General features: G+C 38.3%; 18 protein-coding genes and 2 pseudogenes. 12 read left to right on the top strand and 8 right to left on the bottom strand.

The features are described 5' to 3' along the window. The first annotated feature begins 437 nt into the window (after positions 1-437). The 4 genes from V6668_RS31595 (at position 438) to V6668_RS31580 (ending at position 6389) form a co-directional block, all read left to right on the top strand. A complete protein-coding gene (locus V6668_RS31595; RefSeq protein ID WP_180361812.1) occupies positions 438-1205 on the top strand; it encodes a helix-turn-helix transcriptional regulator in 768 nt (255 codons plus the stop codon). Positions 1206-1295: 90 nt separating this feature from the next. Further along, on the top strand, positions 1296-1904 hold the full coding sequence (locus tag V6668_RS31590) for a hypothetical protein (protein WP_100526627.1): 609 nt from the start codon (positions 1296-1298) through the stop codon (positions 1902-1904). Positions 1905-2156: 252 nt separating this feature from the next. Beyond that, the gene (locus V6668_RS31585; protein ID WP_100526626.1) at positions 2157-2504 is read left to right on the top strand and encodes a nucleotide pyrophosphohydrolase; all 348 of its coding nucleotides are present in this window, start codon (positions 2157-2159) and stop codon (positions 2502-2504) included. Between the two features lie 276 nt (positions 2505-2780). Continuing rightward, entirely contained in the window at positions 2781-6389 is a 3609-nt protein-coding gene (locus V6668_RS31580; protein WP_338709107.1) for a DNA topoisomerase 3, read from the top strand. Positions 6390-6646: 257 nt separating this feature from the next. Here the strand turns inward: V6668_RS31580 and V6668_RS31575 are convergent. Beyond that, positions 6647-7738: pseudogene (locus tag V6668_RS31575) on the bottom strand (IS3 family transposase). A gap of 404 nt (positions 7739-8142) precedes the next feature. On the opposite strand from V6668_RS31575, the gene V6668_RS31570 reads away from it, so the two are divergent. Together V6668_RS31570 and V6668_RS31565 are read left to right on the top strand one after the other, a co-directional pair. Continuing rightward, positions 8143-10749, top strand: a complete 2607-nt coding sequence (locus V6668_RS31570; RefSeq protein ID WP_338709106.1) for a DEAD/DEAH box helicase — start codon at positions 8143-8145, stop codon at positions 10747-10749. Positions 10750-11009: 260 nt separating this feature from the next. Next, positions 11010-11135 carry a hypothetical protein gene (locus V6668_RS31565; protein ID WP_338709105.1) on the top strand — a complete coding sequence of 42 codons (126 nt, stop codon included), beginning with the start codon at positions 11010-11012 and terminating at the stop codon, positions 11133-11135. Positions 11136-11248: 113 nt separating this feature from the next. On the opposite strand, the pseudogene V6668_RS32315 reads toward V6668_RS31565, so the two are convergent. After that, a pseudogene (locus V6668_RS32315) lies at positions 11249-11344 on the bottom strand (hypothetical protein); the annotation flags it as partial. 1001 nt (positions 11345-12345) lie between these two features. Here V6668_RS32315 and V6668_RS31560 point away from each other — a divergent pair. Beyond that, a complete protein-coding gene (locus V6668_RS31560; RefSeq protein ID WP_338709104.1) occupies positions 12346-12948 on the top strand; it encodes a DUF2971 domain-containing protein in 603 nt (200 codons plus the stop codon). A 225-nt stretch (positions 12949-13173) separates the two neighbouring features. On the opposite strand, the gene V6668_RS31555 is transcribed toward V6668_RS31560, so the two are convergent. Both V6668_RS31555 and V6668_RS31550 read right to left on the bottom strand, forming a co-directional pair. After that, positions 13174-14301 carry a DUF4062 domain-containing protein gene (locus tag V6668_RS31555; RefSeq protein WP_338709103.1) on the bottom strand — a complete coding sequence of 376 codons (1128 nt, stop codon included), beginning with the start codon at positions 14299-14301 and terminating at the stop codon, positions 13174-13176. Between the two features lie 80 nt (positions 14302-14381). Then, the gene (locus V6668_RS31550) at positions 14382-14603 is read right to left on the bottom strand and encodes a helix-turn-helix transcriptional regulator (RefSeq protein ID WP_338709102.1); all 222 of its coding nucleotides are present in this window, start codon (positions 14601-14603) and stop codon (positions 14382-14384) included. Between the two features lie 200 nt (positions 14604-14803). Between V6668_RS31550 and V6668_RS31545 the strand changes: the two genes are divergently transcribed. The 4 genes from V6668_RS31545 to V6668_RS31530 all read left to right on the top strand — a co-directional run bounded on the left by V6668_RS31545 (position 14804) and on the right by V6668_RS31530 (position 15881). Next, the gene (locus V6668_RS31545) at positions 14804-14953 is read left to right on the top strand and encodes a hypothetical protein (RefSeq protein ID WP_338709101.1); all 150 of its coding nucleotides are present in this window, start codon (positions 14804-14806) and stop codon (positions 14951-14953) included. Positions 14954-15186: 233 nt separating this feature from the next. After that, positions 15187-15318: a hypothetical protein gene (locus V6668_RS31540; RefSeq protein WP_338709100.1), complete on the top strand. Its 132-nt coding sequence runs from the start codon at positions 15187-15189 to the stop codon at positions 15316-15318. After that, positions 15318-15677: a hypothetical protein gene (locus tag V6668_RS31535; protein ID WP_338709099.1), complete on the top strand. Its 360-nt coding sequence runs from the start codon at positions 15318-15320 to the stop codon at positions 15675-15677. The genes V6668_RS31540 and V6668_RS31535 overlap by 1 nt, the downstream gene beginning before the upstream one ends. 75 nt (positions 15678-15752) lie before the next feature. Then, positions 15753-15881, top strand: coding sequence for a hypothetical protein (locus tag V6668_RS31530; RefSeq protein ID WP_338709098.1), 129 nt, complete (start codon positions 15753-15755; stop codon positions 15879-15881). Between the two features lie 398 nt (positions 15882-16279). Here the strand turns inward: V6668_RS31530 and V6668_RS31525 are convergent, their stop codons facing one another. Beyond that, the gene (locus V6668_RS31525; protein ID WP_338709097.1) at positions 16280-17287 is read right to left on the bottom strand and encodes an HD-GYP domain-containing protein; all 1008 of its coding nucleotides are present in this window, start codon (positions 17285-17287) and stop codon (positions 16280-16282) included. A gap of 649 nt (positions 17288-17936) precedes the next feature. Here V6668_RS31525 and V6668_RS31520 point away from each other — a divergent pair. Next, a complete protein-coding gene (locus tag V6668_RS31520) occupies positions 17937-18335 on the top strand; it encodes a hypothetical protein (RefSeq protein ID WP_338709096.1) in 399 nt (132 codons plus the stop codon). Here V6668_RS31520 and V6668_RS31515 read toward each other — a convergent pair. The 3 genes from V6668_RS31515 to V6668_RS31505 form a co-directional block, all read right to left on the bottom strand. After that, on the bottom strand, positions 18332-19108 hold the full coding sequence (locus V6668_RS31515; protein WP_100526620.1) for a LytR/AlgR family response regulator transcription factor: 777 nt from the start codon (positions 19106-19108) through the stop codon (positions 18332-18334). The genes V6668_RS31520 and V6668_RS31515 overlap by 4 nt on opposite strands. Before the next feature lie 514 nt (positions 19109-19622). Beyond that, positions 19623-20360: a hypothetical protein gene (locus V6668_RS31510; RefSeq protein WP_100526619.1), complete on the bottom strand. Its 738-nt coding sequence runs from the start codon at positions 20358-20360 to the stop codon at positions 19623-19625. Continuing rightward, complete coding sequence (locus V6668_RS31505; RefSeq protein ID WP_338709095.1) at positions 20350-21687, bottom strand: ATP-binding protein; 1338 nt, start codon at positions 21685-21687, stop codon at positions 20350-20352. The genes V6668_RS31510 and V6668_RS31505 overlap by 11 nt, the downstream gene beginning before the upstream one ends. Between the last annotated feature and the right edge of the window lie 564 nt (positions 21688-22251).

Below are 22251 nucleotides of genomic sequence, written 5' to 3'. Positions count from 1 at the left end.
CTTTATTCTTAGCATGTTTTTTGTGGCCAATCATATTCACGGCCTGATACCTCCAAGTGTTTACCGTATCTTTGGTACGATTGGGATATCTCAAATTATTATTTCTTATTACGTGTGGAAAGCTGAATCCTCTCGGATGCAAGGTCTTATGGATTGTAAACTACCGCATGATGAAGTTGAAAAACCTACGATGACAGGACCTATGGTAAGAGGCGCTGTAGTTTCACTAGTATTGTGCGGCACTCTTTTAGTTCCTCATCTGATTGCAATAGGTGGGGTGTGGATCCTCTCATATGGAATTAGCTTTTTCGTGGTATATACGTTCCTTTCGAAATACAGGGGCATTCGTCAAGACACAAAGACACTACGTCATAAACAATCTTTGTCACGTTCGTAATCAAACTAAAGGATCCGGAAAGTGAGGGAGTCTAATGCCAGTGAAAGAGGAGATTAAACTCGGTCCAGAACGCTTAGGGCTCAGTGAGAGAGATATCATGTACTTGCTCATCTTTCGTGAACTTCACAATCAGTCGGCATCTCCTTCAGATATCTTTGAGGTGGTCCGCGCGGAATTAAGTAATATACAACGAGGCCGAGCGAGATCCTATTTCTACAATGTAGTAAGTCAGATGGAATCATTCGGATGGATAACAACGATTCGGACGGAGAACAAGAACAATAAAAAATACTACGCTATTACCTCGGACGGTTATGCGAAAATAGATAGTTTTAAAGAATCATGTATGGATACCATGAAGAGTTTAAAAAGTATGGCCGATCACTTTGATTTTCATATCTCGGGTACTGGTAAATCTGAACCCATTCAACTGAATACGCAGCAACGAAAAATGTTTAACCGATTAATTAACGTGCGACATTTAATCCGGTTCTTATTTTTAAAGATTCTAACTGAAGCCGAACATCGCCAAGAAAGTGGAAAGAAAGTGTGGTTACTTTTTAAAGAAAGATACGAATGGCAGCCTGCACAAGGCTATTATTACGAGGTACTTCGAGAAATGGAAGTAGACCAGGGATATGTAACAGGAAAATGGACGACAGATCGGCGTAGCACCTATATTTATCAAATTACGAGTCACGGGTTAGAGTCTATCGCAAGTGAAGCCGAGACTACGCTACACTTCGTACGACAGTTACAACACTATACACGTTTTATACTAAATTTGTTTCCTGATCGTAACAGTTAATGCCGGAACGAATTGCATATTAAATAGACTCAAAGCTGCATCTAAATCAGATGGGCTTTGGTAGGGTCATCTCAACAGGAGGAATTACGGGTGCAATCTTTAAATTTCGCACTACAACTGTTTAAAGATAGTGGCGTTCCATTCAAGCTTAGTGGCGAAGCGCAAACAGAAAGAGAACTGAAAGTAACACGTCTAGTTGTAACTAAAGATCATGTTTTACAAGGACATATTCAAACGTACTTAAATGTACTAGTGAACGTTGAAAAGAAAAAACAAAAAGGTCACAGCTCTGTGGTCATCTTATTTGACGGGTATGAACATGAAGCCAGAAGAATGTACAATGTGCCCGAGTTAAAATCTTGGATCCAAAAACTAGTGAAGAACAAACCATATCTGTTTTATTTTATCGCTAATATGAATGATCATTATGTTCATGATATGGCACTATGTTCAGTTACGACTTCAGCTTCTTTTATGCCTACATCTTTATTGGCGTATACGGGTAAATCCCCGGAACTTGAGCTAAACGGAGCAGATGTTACACCAGTGATTCAAAAACTGGCTAAATCAGCATTTATGTATGCCAAAAAGTTGAAGCACACGCCTGAAGAACTGATGGACCAATGTATAACTTTTCTGGATCATGTGAAGTACGAAGAACATTTAGAAGAACATAAGCGATTTCTTCAAGAGATCTAGATTACTTGCCGGTATGACGGAAAGCACCTCAAAGAAGGTGCTTTTTCCTTTTGCCTCTAATGACGGTTTATGAGCAGTTTTAAGCCTCTTCACACAAGAACACCTAATTACAAGGATGAGTCTGAAAACGAGTAGAGCATTGACGCTGATTGCGCCTGCTTCCTATGTGATGCTTACGCTTCGGTGTATCAAGAGGACGTAAGCAAGGACTTTGCCGTTGTTTGTCGAATGACTGTATAGAGGTGGTTCATTGTGGAGGAATTAATACAAAAGATTACTGCATTTAGAGATGAGCGGGACTGGGGACAATTTCATAATCCCAAGGATCTGGCCATTTCTTTGAATCTCGAAGCGAGTGAGTTGCTTGAAATATTTCAATGGAAAAGTAACGAAGAAGCCATTGCGAAAAGCAAAGACAAACTTCAAGATGAATTGGCTGATGTTCTATATTATGTGTTACTCATGTGCAACGAACTTAATATTGATCCGAAGAAAGCATTAATAGAAAAGCTGAAGAAAAATGCAGAGAAGTATCCAGTAGATAAGGCATATGGCTCAAACAAAAAATACACCGAACTTCGTGGGAGCGACCAAGAGTAAGGGGCCCTTTCTTTCATTAAGGCTACATTGTTCATTCATAAAGTAGTAGATTAACTATCCGTGGGAAAGGTTAATCAGTTGGGTTCTGATCCAGATGGCTTGTTCACATGTAAGTAGAGACCACAGAATAAGAACATATTTAGCACGCTTCTGGACAGCATACAGGGTGACCTCGGTGTAAGATTACGGTATAATGAAATCAATTGAATACTCACAAAGCGAAGCACGCTTCTCCCTATGGGGAAGCGTGCTTTTTGCTCGTTATAGGAGGTTTACATGAAACTTATCATAGCTGAAAAAAAAGACCAAGCCCAACGACTAGCGGCTCCTTTTCCAACCAAAGGGGAAGGTTGGGGCTACATCGAGGTACTGCCCTGTCCGACATTCCCCAAGGGAGCTTACTTCTCATGGGCAGCAGGACACTTAGTTACTTTAAAAGAACCAGAGGATTATGATCCAACGTTTGAAAAGTGGAGAATGGAGCATCTACCCATACTACCAGGACCCTTTCAATTGAAGCCTGCAAAAGGGAAAGAAAAATTGTTCGCCCACTTGAAGAAATTGATTCAAAACAAGAGCTTTAACGAAATTATAAATGCCTGTGATCCAGGCCGTGAAGGTGAAGCCATCTTTACTTTGATATATCAACTTAGTGGTTGTAAAAAACCCGTGAAAAGACTTTGGACTTCTTCGTTAACGAAAGAAGCGGTTTTTGCAGCATTTCAGAAACTTCTACCCGGATCAGAAAAGAAAAATTTGTTTTATGAAGCATATGCTCGGTCATGTGCAGATTGGCTTGTGGGGATAAATACATCAAGAGCATACTCCATACTGCTTCGAGAGAAAGGAGTCAAAGTTGAAAAAGGAGAGAGCTTCTCAACAGGGCGTGTTCAAACACCGGTTCTAGCACTTATTGTTGAACGCGAAAGGGAAATAAAGAGTTTTGTATCCACGCCCTATTGGGAAGTCATTGCAAACTTCAGCTTTAGCGGTATGGAGTATAGGGGGAAATGGTTTACAGGCAATCAAGACCGACTTATGGATCAGGGTAAAGCTGAGAAATTGGCCGCTTGGTGTTCAGGAAAAACGGCAGATATCGATGAGATATCTGTGGAGACTAAAGAGACTTTGCCCCCTTATCTGTTTAGTCTTTCCGCATTACAAACCCTTGCCAATAAACTTTTCAAACTAAGTCCGAAAGATGTCTTAGATGCCTGTCAAACGCTATACGATAAGGGATATCAGAGCTACCCACGTACGGATAGTAATCGGATTACGACGGAAGAAGCAAAGGAGTTACCCCGCATTCTTGAGAACATAGGTAAACTAGGGCCTTATACTCCTTTAATCCCTAAACCGGTTCCCTCTATTATGAATAATAAAAGATATGTGGATGCTTCGAAAGTATCAGACCACTACGCGATCATACCGACCGATACAGCTCCAGATTTAAGCAGATTAAGCCATAATGAAAGACTGATCTATGACTTGGTTGTCAAATCAGTAATTGCAGCTCATTATGATAGTGCTATTCTCGAACATACCACGATCATCACGTATGTGGGAGATCAATTTTCGTTCCTAACCAAAGGGAAGAGAACCATTCGAGACGGCTGGCGTCTCGTTATGAATACAGATGACCCTGACGAGAGCGAAAAAAGCCTAGATCTGCTTCCTAGTGTAGTGGAGGGACAAGTTGGTCATACCACCGATTGTTTTGCTAAAGAAGCCTGGACTTCTGCTCCTAAGCGTTTAACAGAAGGTAACCTCATCTCAATGATGAAGTCTGCCGGGAATCAGTTAGGAAATAAAGAGCTAGAAAGCATCATGCGCAAAACGCATGGTCTTGGAACAGAAGCGACTAGAGCAAGTATTATAAGCCGATTAAAGGATCAGAGTTATATTGAAATCAAAAAAAACTTGGTGTATCCCACCGTTAAAGGACGAACGCTTATTCAAGCTATCGGCCAATCTGCTTTATCCTCAGCCGAAACAACTGCCAAGTGGGAACAAACATTAAGTGAAATTGGTCAGGGGAGATTTACACATACTAGCTTTATTGATCAGGCCAAGAAATTGGCTACTAAGCTTGTTTATGATGCTGTGAACTCTGTTCATTCTATGGACATGCCCGAAGCAGTTAACTCAGCAGCGACTAGTAACGGCATTCCCATTTCACGACCTCCAGTATCTAGCTCACCTAGACAATCTGTATCGTCGCTGGGGCAGTCTAATACTACACATTTCGAGAGGGATCCAGGACATCAAAAGAATTCGATGCATGATGAGGATATAGAAATCAAGGGGAATGCTACTGAATATTCAGATGCTTCAGAACAGATTACTTCTCCTATCTCCAGTAGCCCAGCTAAGACATCACCTATAACTGAAGCACATCGGCGGTCGAAACGAAATGTGACTGCTGATCAAAACTTGGGATCTTGCAAAAAATGTGGCCAGCCTGTCATCGATAAAGGAGTTTTATATGGCTGTAGCGGATGGGAGAACACGGGGTGTGATTTCAAAATTAGCAAAACGATCAAAGGTAAAGTCATTGAAAAGGAAACTATCCTACGTATTCTGGAAACGGGATCGAGTGGTTTAATACGGGGATTTGTTCATAAGTCCAAAGAATCAAATAAAAGCGATACCGTCTTTGATGCTATATTACAGTTTGACCAGACAGGCAAACTGTGTTGGAATTACCCAAGCACCGATGTGTTGAAGTTACCTGTCACCTTACTTAAATCTTCAGCAGTCATACCGCCTTCAAACCAGGATTCAAAAAGTGCTTTTGCTGAACTTGAAAGAGAAACAGCTAATTTGAAGTTACCTGCGAAAGTTATTCGTGTCACCTATGGACCTCGTGTAACGAGATATGAATTGGTACCAGCAGAAGGGCTAAATATATCCCACTTTAAGCGACTCAAGATGAATTTGAAAATGGCTCTCAAGGCTGAAGAAATTACGCTTTATCTCCCTATCCCAGGCACAAACGTAATTGGTATTGAAGTACCCAGTAAACTACCGTATACGGTTCATTTAAGACCACTTCTTGAGAATAAAGAATTTTTAGCTACACGAACTGCTCTAAACTTCCCTATTGGTATGGATATGTCGGGAGAACCGGTTTATGCAGATTTAGCCAGCATGCCGCATCTATTGATCGCAGGAGCTACAGGAGCAGGCAAATCCGTATTTATCAACGCTATGATCATAAGTCTTTTATACAGTCTGGGTCCGGATAAGCTTAAATTTTTGTTCATTGATCCCAAAATGGTCGAACTCTCTGTCTACGAAAACATCCCGCATTTGTTTGGCCCGATCGTAACGGATGTGAAAAGAGCAGGAATCGCATTAAAAAAACTTGTTGTAGAGATGGAGAAGCGATATGAAATTTTAAGCCACTACGGTGTGCGTAATATTGAATCGTATTACGATAGGGTACAATCTGTAGATCCTAGCGCTCCTCGCCTACCTTACATCATTTTAGTGATAGATGAACTTGCGGATTTGATGATGACAACAGGAGCGGATGTAGAGGAATGTATTCAGCGAATTGCCCAACTTGCACGTGCAGCTGGTATTCATATGATCATAGCCACACAGCGCCCATCCAAACAAGTTTTATCGCCTGTGATTAAGGCAAATTTACCCGTAAGAGTTGCATTCGCTGTTGCCAATCATTATGATTCTAAGGTTATTCTGGATGAGTCGGGAGCCGAAGATTTGCTAGGAAGAGGAGACATGCTATATCTCCCTAAGGATGGGGCAAAAAGAAGATTGGTTTCTGCTTATGTGTCTGATGTTGAAATCGAGAATATAGTATCTCATCTCAATTCAAGCGGAGAGGGTCCATCACGAACTTTTGCAAAACGAATTTAATGTATCTTCACTATCTCCATTTTGTACACTTTTTTGCCACGAAGATGGATATGACGACTATGAGTAGCTACATATTGGAAGGTGGTTTTACACGAGTGGAGAGGATGTATCGAAGTTAACTGTGATCGATCTCAATTTCAATAACTGTCGTATGAGCAAAAAATGAGCACGGTACGAAGCACAACCAGGCTTTCCATACAGTTTGCAGAAAGCCCCTGATTTACTCTACAGAGGATTTCTGGATTGTCAACAGTAAATCAGACAACTTTATTAAGGGCTGCAAGGCGATACTGAACAGGTGTCATATAGCCTAAAGTTCCATGAATTCGATGCTGGTTGAACCAATGGACATAATCGTATAATTCCAATTCCAAATGATTAAGGCTCTGAAAGGTCATCTGGTTCACAAACTCCGTTTTCAATTTTATAGGTGGCTTCAGCTATGGCATTATTATACGGACAGCATTTTGCACTCAATGATCGACCGATTTCAAATGTCCTCAAAAGCTAATCCATCTTTTGATTTTTGAACTCGCTACCGCGATCGGTATGAAACCATTGAATCTTACTCAGATCGCCTATTACGTTGGCAAATGCATGAGAAACGAGCGCTGCATCCTTACAGGGACCAGCACTTCGCGATTGAACAAATCGAGCAGCACGCAAATATAGTGCCATTCATTCCGGACTTTCACATAGGTTAGATCACTGACGACCACGGGTTTGCTTTCCGTTTGATTGAACTTGCGGTTCAATGTGTTGGCTATAGCAGCTTCAGTACAAGCGGTTTTATAAGGCTTAAATTGTGCAATCGTGTAGGTTGAGATCAGGCCCTGTTCTTTCATAACACGGCCTATTCGACGTCTGGAAACCACGAGTCCTCGCTCGTGCAGCTTCGCTTTAATCTTCGGGTACCGTACGTTTTTCGATTCTTTTGAAAAATGTCCACAATGGCTCTCGTTACTTCGTCTTCTGGCGATGGTTCACTTGATTCATAGTAAAACGTACTTCTTGCGATTTGCAGGACGTCGCACATTGCTGATACTGAGTATTTATCACGGTTATTCTGGATAATAGCTATTTTCGTCCCATTGTCAGCGGGGCTTGCTTTAAAATATCGTTATCCATCTTGAGGCGTTGGTTTTCTTTACGTAGTGTTAAAATTCAAGTGAACGATTGTCGTTCTCCTTGAAAGAGCCTGTATTTTGGCTTTGTTTAATCCAGCGATCTAAAGCCGAGGTGGTAAGTCCTTTTTCCTCCACCAAATTTGCTCTGGACTTTCCGTTTTCATATAGTAGCACCATTTGTTTCTTGAACTCTGCTGTATACGTACGTCTTTGTTTCGGCATTGTAGGGATCGGCTCCTTAGGATAATAGATTTATTCTTCAAGCCCTCATTTTTATTGTCCAACTAAGTGTAGCTGATCCAACTCTTTCTGAACATTGTAAGGGATAAATGTAGATGAATATTGATGAGAATGGTTTGTTACATCTTAAGATCACCTTTTCATGGCGAAATAAATAGATGGACAAACGTTTTAAATTAGAACTTCGAATGTTTTAATAAGAGGGATTTAATTGAGATTGATAATAAATAATTACGAAACATCTACCTGATTCTATAGACCTATTACACCCATTGAGAATTGGTATAAAAATCCGATTTCCTCTCTTTAAATTACAAAATACGGTATTCTATTTATAAGAAATAAGGTAAAATTAGGAGGAAAGTTATAGATTTGGAGGTATATTCATGACTGAGAAAAGAAAACTAACAATAGTAAAACCTAAGATTGGAAAACCTATTGAAAAGGACCCAGAAGCAATATTTCAAGAAATCCAACCACCCTCAATAAAAGGAATTTGGTCCCAACAGGCAGATGTGTTGCGAGCATATTATGAAAATTTTAAAGAAAAAACAGATGTAGCAATTGAACTTCCGACAGGAACTGGTAAAACACTTGTTGGTTTGCTAATAGCAGAACATAAGAGAAGGAAAGAGCAAAGAGTGGTATATCTTTGTCCTACCAGACAATTAGCTAATCAAGTATTTGAGAAAGCAAAGGAATACCGGATACCAGCTTGCTTATTAATTGGAAAACAGACTAGATATCCTGAAAAAGAATACGGTGAGTATTTAACTAGTGATTCTATTGCTATTACGACCTATAGTGCTGTTTTCAATACAAACCCAAGATTAGATGATGCCGATATTGTGATTTTAGATGATGCTCATTCTGCTGAGAATTACATATCTTCATTGTGGAACGTTGAAATAAAGAGGAAGGATAATAAAGAAGTTTTCGAAAGTGTAATTAAACTCTTCAAAGAAGATATTAGCGACTATCATTACAATAGAGTGATGAATGAGGATACGGAATTTTATAAACCAATATATGATCTAATTCCATATCCAAAATATCTTCAGAAGTTGCCACAATTAAGAGCTTTAATAGAAGCGAATATTGGAGATTGTGGTAATGCAAAACATCCATGGTCGATGATTAATGCAAATTTAGAAGCATGTCAAGTTTTCTTTTCTTGGGGAGAGATAAATATTAAGCCGCTTATTCCTCCTACACAAATTCATCATGCGTTCAGTAATTCGAAGCAAAGGATTTATATGTCAGCTACACTAGGCGATGGTGGTGAACTAGAGAGAATTGCTGGTGTAAGGAAAATCGAGAAAATTCCTGTCCCTAAAGGGTGGGAGAAGTATAGCAATGGTAGACGTTTAATTATGTTCCCTAATCGTAATTTCAATTCAAACGATGCCTTAGCTATTGCTATAGAAGCCATAAAAAATCATGGACGCGCATTAGTATTATGTCCAGATAATCGTACTGCTCAGTTTTTTAAATCAATAATTGAAAAAAATATGCCTAGTATGCCTATTCTGCAATCAAGTGAGATAGAAGATAGTTTAGAACCGTTCTATTCAAAAGAGAAAGCTGTGCTTATCCTAACAAATCGTTATGATGGAATCGATTTGTCTGGTGATATATGTCGTTTACAAATACTGTTTGGTATGCCCGAAGCAACTAATCTTCAAGAAGCTTTTATGTGGAATCGTCTAAATGCAAATCCAGTTTTAAGCGAGCTAATTAAGACAAGGATTACACAAGCATTAGGGCGGTGTACTCGTTCAAGCGATGATTACGCAAGTGTCATAATGATTGACCCAAAACTCTTTAAGTTTTGTGCTCGTAAGGAAAACTTACATGGATTCCATCCTGAATTACAAGCTGAAATCGATTTTGGATTACAAAACTCCCAACAACTTGAGAATGTTGACGATATGGTTCAATTTATTGATGATTTCTTAAAGGACCCAGATTTTTATTCCGAAGTAAATGATGCCATCAAAGATATTCGAGAATCATATGAAAAAAAACCTCAGTCTGCAGTTCAAAAATTGGTAATTAGTGCTGAAAATGAAGTGGACTTTGTATATGCTTTTTGGAAAAAGGAAATGAACAGGTCATTGGAAAAAGTAAAAAGTGTTATTGAAAACCTTAGTGGGGGGAAAGAGTTGGATGGATACAGAGCTTGGTGGTATTATATTGCAGGTAACACTGCCTATTTAGCTAAAAAAACTATAGCAGTAGATGATAATCTTGATAAGAGCTACTACTCTTCTGCCTTAAAAAGTTCGAATGCTGTATCATGGTTATCTGACTTAATAAATCATGTTCCATCAGAAAAAGACATAACCAAAGTAGACCCCTATTTAACAACTCAGGTAGAAAATGTAGAAGAAGTGCTTAACGAACTTGGGATTATTGGAAATAAATTTGAAAAACAAATGAAAAATCTTTTGGACACCATTAATGAGAACGAATCGAAGAAATTCGAGAAAGGTATGGAAATACTCGGTGGATATCTGGGATTTGATGCATCAAAACCGACTGGGGATGGCGTTCCTGATAGTGTTTGGATATTAAGAAATCGTGTCTTTGGATTTGAAGCGAAAACTGAAGAAAATGAAAAAGACCCAGTCTATATAGATGCTTGTAGACAAACAGCTGGGCATAAGAAGTGGATTGCAGAAAATTGTTCATTGCCCGAAAATTCAAGTATAGACTGTATCTTAACAAGTCATAAAAGTACACTTCGCAAAGACGGGCTTCCTCACTCTAGGGATTTATATCATTTAGAAACTAGTATGCTTAGGGAGTTGGCTTTAAAAACCACACAGGTTATGCGAAGAATAAGGGCAGTTTTGGTAAAAGAGCAGGGACCAAATTTATTTTCAAGAGAGCACATTACTGATATATTAATCGAGGAGAAACTTACGTTTAATGATATTAATAACTTTCTATTGAGTAAAAATTTAGACCAGCTTAGAGTAGTGAATTAATAAAATGGTAATAAACCATAATACGTAACAGCCTAGCTCCACTTCTATGAGTTTCTTTTGTAATCAGATAACATTCTTAATCTTGCACCTGAATTGTTTTTTGTGTTAAATCGAATTAGCGTTGTACTCAGTTCAGAAACATTGCAGTTAACAATTCACAGTATTTTAAAATTAACTTATGGAATAGCAAAATTCCGTACATGCCGGCATCAAAGTCTACGAAGAGGAACGGATAATGACGGCGTTACAGCGAGCTATAAATGCCGCGGCTGCGAGTCACGATGCGGATTAGGTGGATGATGATGGCGGCGGACGCGAGCGTAGTTATGCGTAAGTATCTCGAACTGAATACGGATATGTACGTTGATCCGTTGGTTCCGGAGTAGACAAGAAAAAGACGCAGTTATTATAGACTGCGTCTGGAGGGCTTGTGTGTGTTGGCTTTAAGGTTTATGCTAGTTAGGAATGATCGATGCGGTAGCAACTCTTGCTGGGGAGGCTATCGCTTTTTTGCGTTCATAAAGAAAATAATTGAGGTAATGAAAGCCAACATTGCGAAAATTAAAATACCGAAGTTAAGCATTACATCTATTGTCTCGTATGCGCTCTCATTTCATCACCACCTTTCTCTAATGTAAGTTTAACTCCACATTCAATAATCTTCTATCACTTTTAGTAGGTGACTAATTTGTGTTGACAGGATATCGAATATGTGATTAAAGGGAACGGATTGGCATTTTATCTGCATAGGCTCTGTCCTACTCAAATATACATAAGAAATTCCTTCGATTTATATTAAAATATTTTTAAATGTGTTTTCAATCAGGCATAGATTTAAGAGCCTTATTTTCATTGTTATCTCGTTGACACCTCAGTAGTATAAGTGAACTAGCGTAATTTGGTAAAATGCCATATCCGGTGATTACGCCAAAAACGACCAACAATCCAAAAGTAAAAAACTAGTCTAATTTGTTAACATAATATATCAGAACGATTCATTATGTGACCTGAAGTAACGTATTGTTAAACCTGGATAATAAAATCCAACTCCGTTTTACTCGCTAATACTCCCGATTTCTTACAAATTCCTTCCGGGGAGTGTTCCGTTGATGAACGAGTAAAACCATAGCGCTACGAGAAGCGGCCAGATTAGAATGAGCATGCAAAAAGCGTCAACCGGAAACTGAAACCATACGCACAAAACCGTCGCGAATACGATTCCGAATACGATGTGCTAAACGTACAGGTTCTCGATTAGACGGCGGAGAACTGCCCTAGTCCCTCTACTCACGCGTTGACTCCTTCGATTTTGAGGCCGAGCGTATTCTGCTACTCTCTCCCGCCGATGGGCAGGAAATTTACGTCAATTTGTCGAAGTATTGAGAAGCGAATGCACATTGCACATTCACCAACTTCCGATATACAACTTTATACCGCGAAAATGGACCGGACGCCCATCGTTATATTTATCGACGCAGAGCTCGGTGGTAGCGGTGTGATCGATGACATTAGGGAAATGAGCGTTGTGGTTAAGGGCAACGTTATACGCGCGGAGTCTGTACGATTAAATACTCGGGATAAAGGGAGCAGATGGAGATGGGCTATGATGCAGATAAATGGAGTAAGAGAATGTACAACCGTTCTGATCTTTCAGATTACTTGACGCACTTAACTAAGCCAATTGGACAACTTAGCTCAGTTGACGTATTAATTAAAATTCTAAATGAGGGTTGTATAAATGGGAGTACAGATTCCGGTTTCATTATTGGAGAAAGTCCGGCTGTTTGTTTCCAAGATGCACCGCTCTATAGTGTTGTTCAAAACATATACCATGAAGTACAAAATTTCGATAGTCTGGGTAGGAAAAAACGCTATACAGCAAACGGACTCAGCTTCCCTAAAAGAGATGTATTCCTTAGAGGTGGACGTCCATGTATTTACGAGAAGAAGTCAGTAGCAAAAGAAATGTTGCTTCCTTCTGAGTGGTGGAGAATAGTGCCCTTTGATTTAACTTGGACTAAAGAAATCATAGATTGGTCACATGAACGAGAGTGGAGAGTTAAGGGGAACTTTAAATTTGACTTAAGTGAGACAACAGTAGTTTTATCTCATAATTCTTATCGAGAATTTGTAAGTAAAGTAGGTCATGAATATCTGCAGACTTTAGGCGGCATTGTAGTACTCTCTCGTTTGATCTAGTTAATGTAAGTATTACACTAGATATATAATCATTAAAAAAACGTAGCCTGCACGCAGGGTTAGCGGTTCTTTCTAGTTCTCTACGTTACCCCCCCATACATATAGCGCGCCTAGCCCGTCCGAGTACCTTTCCCTTACCGAAGTCCTAGCGCGCTGAATCCACGGTAAATACACGTAAAAAAGACGCAGTTTAGATTACTGCGTCTATATTCATTTTCGGACGGATCAATTTTTAGATGATACAGCCAGGCTAAGCCCCAATTTTTCTTCGAAGGTACTGATTACATTTTCATCCCATATTTCTATCCTAAACATTCCTTTATCAGAAATCTGTTCAATTTTCAGAGCATTATCTATGAAGGTATCACATAATTTCTCTAACTCTGGATGCTCTCCGGCTATGGCCAACACAAAGTGAAAAGGAACACCATCCGCATGTTTATACTTTCGTATAAGAATACGGATTTTAGCTAAAACAGAGTTTAACTCACCAAGTTCGATTTCATTTAGTAGTAAAAACTTGTTGTATGTTTCATTATCCTCTTTGAGTATATAGTAAGGGTCAAAGTCGGATGGGTACTCTAATAATACTTCCTCTATGTTCCCTTTTTCGTCGACAGTCTCCCATCCTAAACCTTCACTTCTTCCGATATATTTTGCTTCTAGTAATCCGAGGATATTTTCTAGCCGATCAGAGATATCCGCGGGAGTATGTAGTTCTTTCTCTTTTTTCTGTAACTCTATAGTTAGTCTTCGAAGTCGTTCGTTTTCCAACTTGGCTTTCTTGAGCTCCTTAGTTAGTTCTAATATTGATATCTCCATATATTGGGAATTAGTTGCATTTTTTCCGGAAACCCAACCTTCAAGACTTGGATCATTAGACAATTCGCTCAATGTCTGCATTATAGTGAGTTGTATATCCTTAGTATCATCAAAAAATCTGGAGATTTTACTTAGTACCTGTTTTTTAAAATCTCGATACTTTCCTACATTGTCTAGTTCCATAACGGAAGTACCAACCGTTTTAACTTTTGAGTTCAATAACCCTTCTGACATGACCACGGAAAATCGAGGTTTACCAAGTTCACCAGCTAAGTCGTATTCCCAATGTGTATAACTATTTCCGCTTGTTTCCTCGATGGCGCCGTATCTTCCTCCAAGTATTAATAGATATACATCAGACTCCTCAATCCATTTTCTTATTGTATCCTTCTGGGACTGATCCCCTGACCGAAATAATTCCATCCCGGCGGGGATATGCGATGCTTTTAAAATAGCTTCAACCGCAGCTTGTCTTTCCTCTTCTAAATCGGTGAAGGTAGACGAAACAAAAACTTGTAGTTTCTTTGCCATTTGAACTCTCCTCATTTATAAGATTTACTTACAAAACTAAAAAGGACCTCTAACTATTAAAGGGTCCTCTATAGATTATTCTAAATATTGTGATCGATATCTGGTATGTATTCAATTAGATCACCAGGCGAGACGCCCAATTTTTCGCACAAGGTATTGAGCGTTGGGAAATCTATACGTGCGTTAGCGTTCAGAGCGAGAGCCTTTACGGTGTTGCGATTTATACCCGTAATTTGAACGACATCTTTCTGTTCAAGTCCGCGCTCCTTCATTATCTTATCAAGTGAGAAACGGATGGTCACGAAAATTCCTCCAAAAATAATGTAGTAAACTAGTTGACAATAATACCAAGCGGATGTATAGTGATAATTGAGTCAACTAGTTAACAAGTTGACTCGTTAACAACTTACACATCTTATAGTACCAAACGGTTTCAATATCTGCAACAATGTACTCGAACTAATCGCCACTCACGTAAAATATCACCAAGGAGGCGCATTATATGAAAACAATCATTCCAACTGGAACACTCCCTTATACACGCAATCGCATCGCCGCAAGCTTCATCGTCATTCTCAACGGTATCGAACGTAACTTTCGCACAACCTGTTCCTCGCAGTATTTCCACTCATCAAACGGACAGACAACGTAGAAGCGTCGGCAGCCGAACTAGAAACTCTTAGCATCATCGCAGACTTATCCGATCCATTATCATCGCGGATTACATATGAATTGAGCGAGAAACACGGAGGCAACTTCATCGTAACGCACTTGTCGTACCGAAAAGCAGCTAGTTATTCTATCGGGAGCACTTCGGGGGATTCTCGGATTGAATCCGCGTACAACCGAAGGAGTCGGATTTATTATCGGAGGAGGAAAGTATAAATGATTGCAACTACAAATATGCCAACTTTGCGTAACAACTGGAAATATAACAATTTATATAACCGTAACTTTAACCGTATGCTCAAATTCGTTTACTGTCTTGTACTTATCGTGAAGGAATTGATCGCCTAATGACAGCAAAAGTTGAACTCGAACTAGCTTCGATGATACTTGGCCCATTTGATGAGGACCACCAGTACGTATTATATGAGGGCTATGTATTGAATGGCCGCCACATTTTCATTATGGATTCTGGCGACCTTTGGTTGCGCCAGGTACACAAGGCTCAGAACATGGATCACCTTTATATCGACGGAGACTCCAGCGGGCTAATTATTGCCAATGAAGTAGAAGGCATGGACATCCGCGAGCTCATAGAAACGATTATCACAGAATTGATGCAGATAAACGGTCTCCAGTTCCTTCTCGATATCATGCTATGGACGAAGGATCGTAGCGACCTGAACCTCAAGCTCGAACACCTTCGATGAACCTAACGGCTCGAGCCGCCTATTGGGGAGAAGACGCACGCCATGGCGACGTTATGTACTAATTTAGGGGGCTGAATGCTGACATGGATCGCTATGCAGTTCGTAGTTTATCCGAACTTTACCGCGCCAACGGTTGGTCCGGAGCTTATAACGCGATTGAGAGGTGGCCGGTTAAACCGGAACAGTCACCGATTGTCCGTTTAATATTCCTATAAATAATAATGTTAGTTTCTGTTAAATTATCTGGTAGAAAATCTTATGTTCATGTCTCAAATTCAGAAAAAGTGTCCTACCCATATATAGAAGGGATTCTTAAAAATACCCTAGACTCGAATCGGTCGGCAGTAACAAGGATACGGAATTTTCCGAAAAGGGTGTTAAAGAGATGGGGAGTCTTCTAGTACGAATATACCTGAGATTTACGATGAGCGGAGGTAATGTCATTGAATGAAGTAAATTCAATATGCTGTCTCAACCCGTAATTTATATTTTCATTTTTCAATCCTACGCTCATCCTCATGATAACCAAAAGGGTGTGGTATCCTATCAAACATACATATCCCGTTTGAGGTTTTACAATTTTATATTACAATGCTCACAAGTTATACACTTGCGAGCATTTTTTCGTGTTGTTCCATAACTCTGAAAAGGCTTGGATCTTCTTCAAGACATTGAATGAAAATCTCAACAATATAGGGATCAAATTGATGACCAGCGTTATTTCGAAGTTGCTCTATAGCATAGTTTACATCTAATGCAGGCCTATAGGACCGACTGGTTGTCATTGCATCGAAAGCATCGCATATGGAAACAATTCGTGCCGGCAGAGGAATCTCATATCCGGATAATCCTCTCGGATAGCCCCTTCCGTCCATTCGTTCATGATGATAGAGAACGATCTCACTAACACCTATAGTTCGGAGCTCTTCAATCTCATTAATAATATGAAATCCATATTCGGGATGCTTACGAATAACAGCAAATTCAGATTCCGTAAGCTTTTCTGTTTTAGAGAGGATGTTCTCAGGCACTCCTACTTTTCCGATATCATGAAGTAGCGCACCAATCTCTAAATAATAACTTTCACTTTCATTAAGTCGCAATTTCTCAGAAAGTGCCTTTGCGTATCGGCTGACATTTGTTGAATGAGAAGCTGTATAAGGATCTCGAGCATAAACCAGTTTAGAAAGAGCACTAATTGTATCTTTAAAGAGGGTGCTCATATTCTCATTTTTTCGGATCAGTTCATGATTCATCGCATTAATTTGATGATTTTGAAGTTTTAATGTTGCTGTCAATTGGTTAAATCCATTTTCCAAAATAATAAATTCATCCCCTTTAGGATGAGCTCTATCTACAGTACTTCTGACTGCAGCTGTATCCAATTTTTTAATGACCTGCAATAGCGGCCTCATAATAGGCCCTGCAACCATATAATTGACGCTGGAGATTAAAATAAAGCATGCAGTATACTTTAGGATTTCATAAGATAAAATCTCAACTGTAAACCGATCATTACCTACAATATAACCGCTGAAAAGGTTCACTGATATTAAAAGAGTCGTTGCCATAATACTAAAAAGAGTAGCCATTTTAATCCTCACAGCCATCTGAATTTCCCTCCCAAAACAAAAAAAGCCCACAGCAATCCCTTTGGATTACCGTGGTGCTTCCACGTTTGATATTATATTATCTATATTATACCAGAATATAGTTCGTAATCAAAATAAAAGATTTCCCCAAAAGCACCCTGAATTAAGCTGACAACTCTCTAGATAGTGGAGGCTTTCTTCGTATGAGGAGAAGGACCTACCCATTCGTTGAAAAAATAACTCTATTCATTCTAGTACGATTCAAGTATACTATGGTTAATTGAATACACGGTTCTGGAAGCACCAGAGGTTTAGCCGATCGAGAATAGTCGATTGACGTACCTTTGGTGTTTTTTTGTTGTTTGTATGAGGTACTCTATACGTTCGCACATTGGAATTGTTGTTGTGGTAATCAAATAATCGAACAATAAAGACGATTCCAAACTTGTCTGATTGTAGATGAAAAATGTACAACTAGTACTCCTTAAGAACCACCTACAGGAACGGCATTCAATTTATTCCTTATTAACCTAAAGAGAACATTTGAGACATAACTTTGAACATTTCGAACAAATATACTTTAATAGTCCTATATGGATTGGTATATTAGTCATGTCCCTAATAGTTCTTTAGGATTACGTCAATGAGAGGTGCATGCAAGATGTATATGTCCAACGATTCATATTTAGAAAGAGAAAACCCACTAGTGCGAAAAAATAACGAAAATCTCTATGATCAAATTAAGCTCTGCATTATTTCCGATTATTTCCCAAGAACACTTTCCAAGCTCCCTAGTGGCACGATGGAATTCTTTGTGAGAGATGGAGAACTCGCAATTAACTATCACACTACAAAAATTGGACTCAGGGGTCCCAAGCAGGGGTTAGCAGGCGAGGGGATGAACCGTAGCAAACTGCTAACATTGTTATTACTTTTAGAGGATCAAATCACTGGACATCCAGCAATTGATTATGGAAGCATCACAATTACATACGAACTCCTTGAAAATGGTGAAGTAGATGGAGAAATCGAGTTCAAAACACAAGTAAACCACCGGCGACGCTAAGTACTTTGTGTACGAAATTTCAAGAATAGATCACTAGCATCCATATAGTTTTTTTTAGTTAAAGGGACTTTTTCAGAAGTATAGTCTAATGAAACGTTATAATTTTTTGTAAACATACCATCAGGTTGTATAGCCGTGATATACAGTATGTTAATGAGATAGCTTCTGTGCGAATATACTAAGTTTGGCGAACACATTTCCTTAATCTCTTTAAGGTGTGTACTCGTCTCAACAGTTGTTCCATCTTTGAGGTGAACAATGTATCTATTACGATACTGTTTATCCTTCTCAACAAAGATGATCTGATTCTCTGCGACAGTTACATCACGGTAATTCTGCTTTAATACAACCCAGTTTATAGCTTCTGCTACTTCAGCATCAATTAGCTTTTTTGCATATATCAGTTCTTTAGCTTTGTTAATCGCTCTCTTAAATCGATTTTCGTTCACGGGCTTTGTTATATAATCAACGGATTCAAACTCAAATCCTGCTAATAGATGTTTAGGACTGATAGAGCCTGTAACGAAAATGATTTGTGGATGAACACCCGATTGCAGTACTTCTTTAAAGGCAGTTATACCGTCCATTTTTTTTAGTCCTATATCTAACAAGATAATATCCGGTTTATGTAATTTGGTTTCCTCTATTAAACGTATCCCGGATGATACACAGGAGACGACGAATAAATCCATTTCCTCTAAGTACTTTCTCAACAAAGACACTTGATGTATGTCGTCTTCTGCAATTATAACCTTATATCTTTGTTGTTCCACAGACTTACCTCCTATACTGAATTACCTGACTAGCTTTAGATCACTGCATAACTCTACTCATGATTACCTTCAACGAATAGCATCTGTACTTCTTAAGAATCAAATCTGATTTAGTAAGAAGATATTTGAAAAATTGTTTAGATATCTAAGGATCAAGTTGTTTTGTTGAACGATATTCTACATTTGACTAGAGATTTAAAAATGTCTCGGAACCACACGGTCACCATTAAAATTGAAGGTAATACCGTTCTTAACCACAAGAGAATAATACCTTTTACTCAAGATCATTTGTGTCGTATTGTGTCGAAGACTGTACAATAAAACGCATTTATAGTTTAAACTTCTTCAAACAACGAATGAAGAAAAATCATTATATTTCTTATTTTGATTCGCATTTAAAATTGAAAGAAAGTAGAGTGGCCATCTTGCAAGGATATTAAAAAACAAAAACAACCATTGCCTTTCAAAAGTAAGGTAATGGTTGTTTCAATTCTTGCCCAAGATGTGGTAGCTGCTATTTCTTTGCTGCTAATAATTCCTCAAGATAATCATACATTAACGCCGCATTAGTATATCTTTGTAAAGAATTATCCCCTTGAAAAATAAAATCCCAAGAATCACGGTACTTATCAGTGATATTTGAAAGTGCTGGATGGTGTTGCTTCAGCAAACTTTCTACGTTCACTTGCCCTGATTGTTTGCTCATAGCTCCGACTATCTTTTTTACTTTTTCATTATCTGGAACATTCAACGCATCAAAAACCAGATGCTCTAAATTTTGAGAAAGGTAAAACAATCGATATGGAATTTCTGTACTTTTGTAAGTAATGTTCATTAATTTCCGGGCATTAGACGTATGTTCTAATTTTAGTTTATTACGCAATTGCATTTTCAGCTGTTGATCATCCGAGTTTACATAGATCCCTCGATTATGATACCTTATCTTGTCTTGTTGCTGCTGATCCACAATGACATACTCATCATTAGCATAAGCACCATCTGTGTCAGTAAAATGTATGATGCCTAGAAAATCAGAAATTCTTAAATTATCTAATCGATCTTTGAAGAACGTCCGTACTCGGTCCCTAATGGGGATATTCTGTTGGTTAAGGTCTGTAAAAATGTCACCATGATAAGCTTTGATATGGATGTGTTCATCTCTACAGATCCTTTGTAACTCTTCAAAGAAGAAAAGACTGTCAGATTCGCCTTCTACTATAACAAATAAAGCCTTCTTCCTTTTATTCGCCATCCTGTAACCCTGCCTCTATAAAAGAACGCACAATATTTATTGGATTGGTTTCTTCATACAAGAATTCAGATTGACCGCCTACTAAAATAGCGCGTAAATAAACGTTCCGCATATTATTGTTTTTCTGAATACCACTTAATTTAATATATCTTCTGTTCTCATTAACTGTAGTGAACCAAACATTCTGTGGGGAGAGCTTTTCTAGAACTCTCAAGTTATGAGAAGTAAATATAAGTTGACCTTTACTATGATTTTGGAATATTTCGATAAGTTCACCAAGCAGGTATTCAAAAACTCCTGCATCAAACTCATCTACGACAACTATTGCTGAAGGATTGTGAAAAGCAGATATTAGAGAAGTTGTCACAGCAAATAACTTAAGAGTTCCGGCCGATTCAACCTTTAATGGTAAAATTTTATTCCCTTTAATTGAAATAAATTCAGCTCGTACTCCTTCTTCTCCATTAGTTAGGGTTGTGGCTCCCATATTTTTAAGCTGTACTTTCAATCCTGGAATAATTGCACTCACAACAACATTGTTTCTTTCAATGACATCTGCGAGATATTTGTAATGCTCTTTGGATAAGGATACCGGATCATTAATATCATAGGTGCTGTTTTCCATTGATTGTGAACTTAAGTCATTAAATAAATAAGATGGGAACACACCTTCTTGCAAGTTCTTTATTACTAATAGATTTTTAGAAAGCTGATCCCTTAAGGCTCGATAAATTACTAACTCGGGACCATCAAAAAGTTTATCGGCTTGACTTCTAACCATCTTCCCAAAAAATAATGAACCTTCTACTTGATCAGATAGTAACTTGATACCATTTAAAAGGATCTCAAATTCTTGTTTTGGTTTACGTCTTAATTCAATAGGCTTTCTTTCATCATTTTCGTAATGGAACATTTTACGGTACGATTTTTCCTTTGTGCTCACACTTTCCATCTTAACAACCATTGTATCTTCTCTATACTCCAAACTAACTTTGTATTTAGCTTTGTAGCAATTCGTATCTTGTTGTAGTATGAATTCAAACTCCAAAGAGAGTGTTTTTTCACCCTCATAAATTAACCTTTGATTCTTACCTGGAAGTTTCTGACCATTAAGTAAACTCTTCAGAAGTGACAATGCCTCAACTACAGCAGTTTTCCCTGAACCATTTTGACCATAAAAGCCCACTACTTGTGCATCCAAAATATTGTCGTTGTTTAGATCTAAATCAACTTTACCGTAACGAACATTTTTTATATTCTGCATCTCTACAGATAAAATTTTTACTTCACAATTCAAATTCAATACACCACGCTTCCTTAACTTCATACACTTATTATATCACTTTATGAGAATCAAATACATTATTATCAATAAAAATTATTGAATAGACCATTTGTAAGTCGTCATATTTGCAATTTAATTTTAATTATTTCTTAAAAATGTTTAAACCATCAACTTTCAGCACATGGTGAAGATGCAAAATCGTTGAGATGATAAATTGTAGGTTGTAAAAGTAAAACAAAATATTAGCAATGAGAGACTATAAAAAGGAAATCATTTATTTATAGCTATTTACCATTCCCATAACAGACATACAATCGGCACATAATGAAACTCCATACGTTTTACTTCACTTTTATGATTGCAGCGGCTAACTCCGATCATTCTGAATTAAAATGTTGAGGATTATAATACAGCACTGGAACAAGCTGTTCATGGTGATTTTCAGTCCATGTAGATCTGGTCGCAATTGAAGTGAAAACAATTTAGAGCTGATGTTTATCCAAAGTAATAAATGCAACAGGTAAAATGTTGGAATCATACCACCAACATAATCCTATGAAATGCATTTTTATCTTTGCATTTACAAATTAGTATAAGACAGTTTCG

It is taken from the genome of Paenibacillus amylolyticus, assembly GCF_036894225.1.
GTDB lineage: Bacteria > Bacillota > Bacilli > Paenibacillales > Paenibacillaceae > Paenibacillus > Paenibacillus amylolyticus.
The sequence above is the reverse complement of the archived record's forward strand: the minus strand, read 5'-3'. Positions and strand labels throughout refer to the sequence as shown.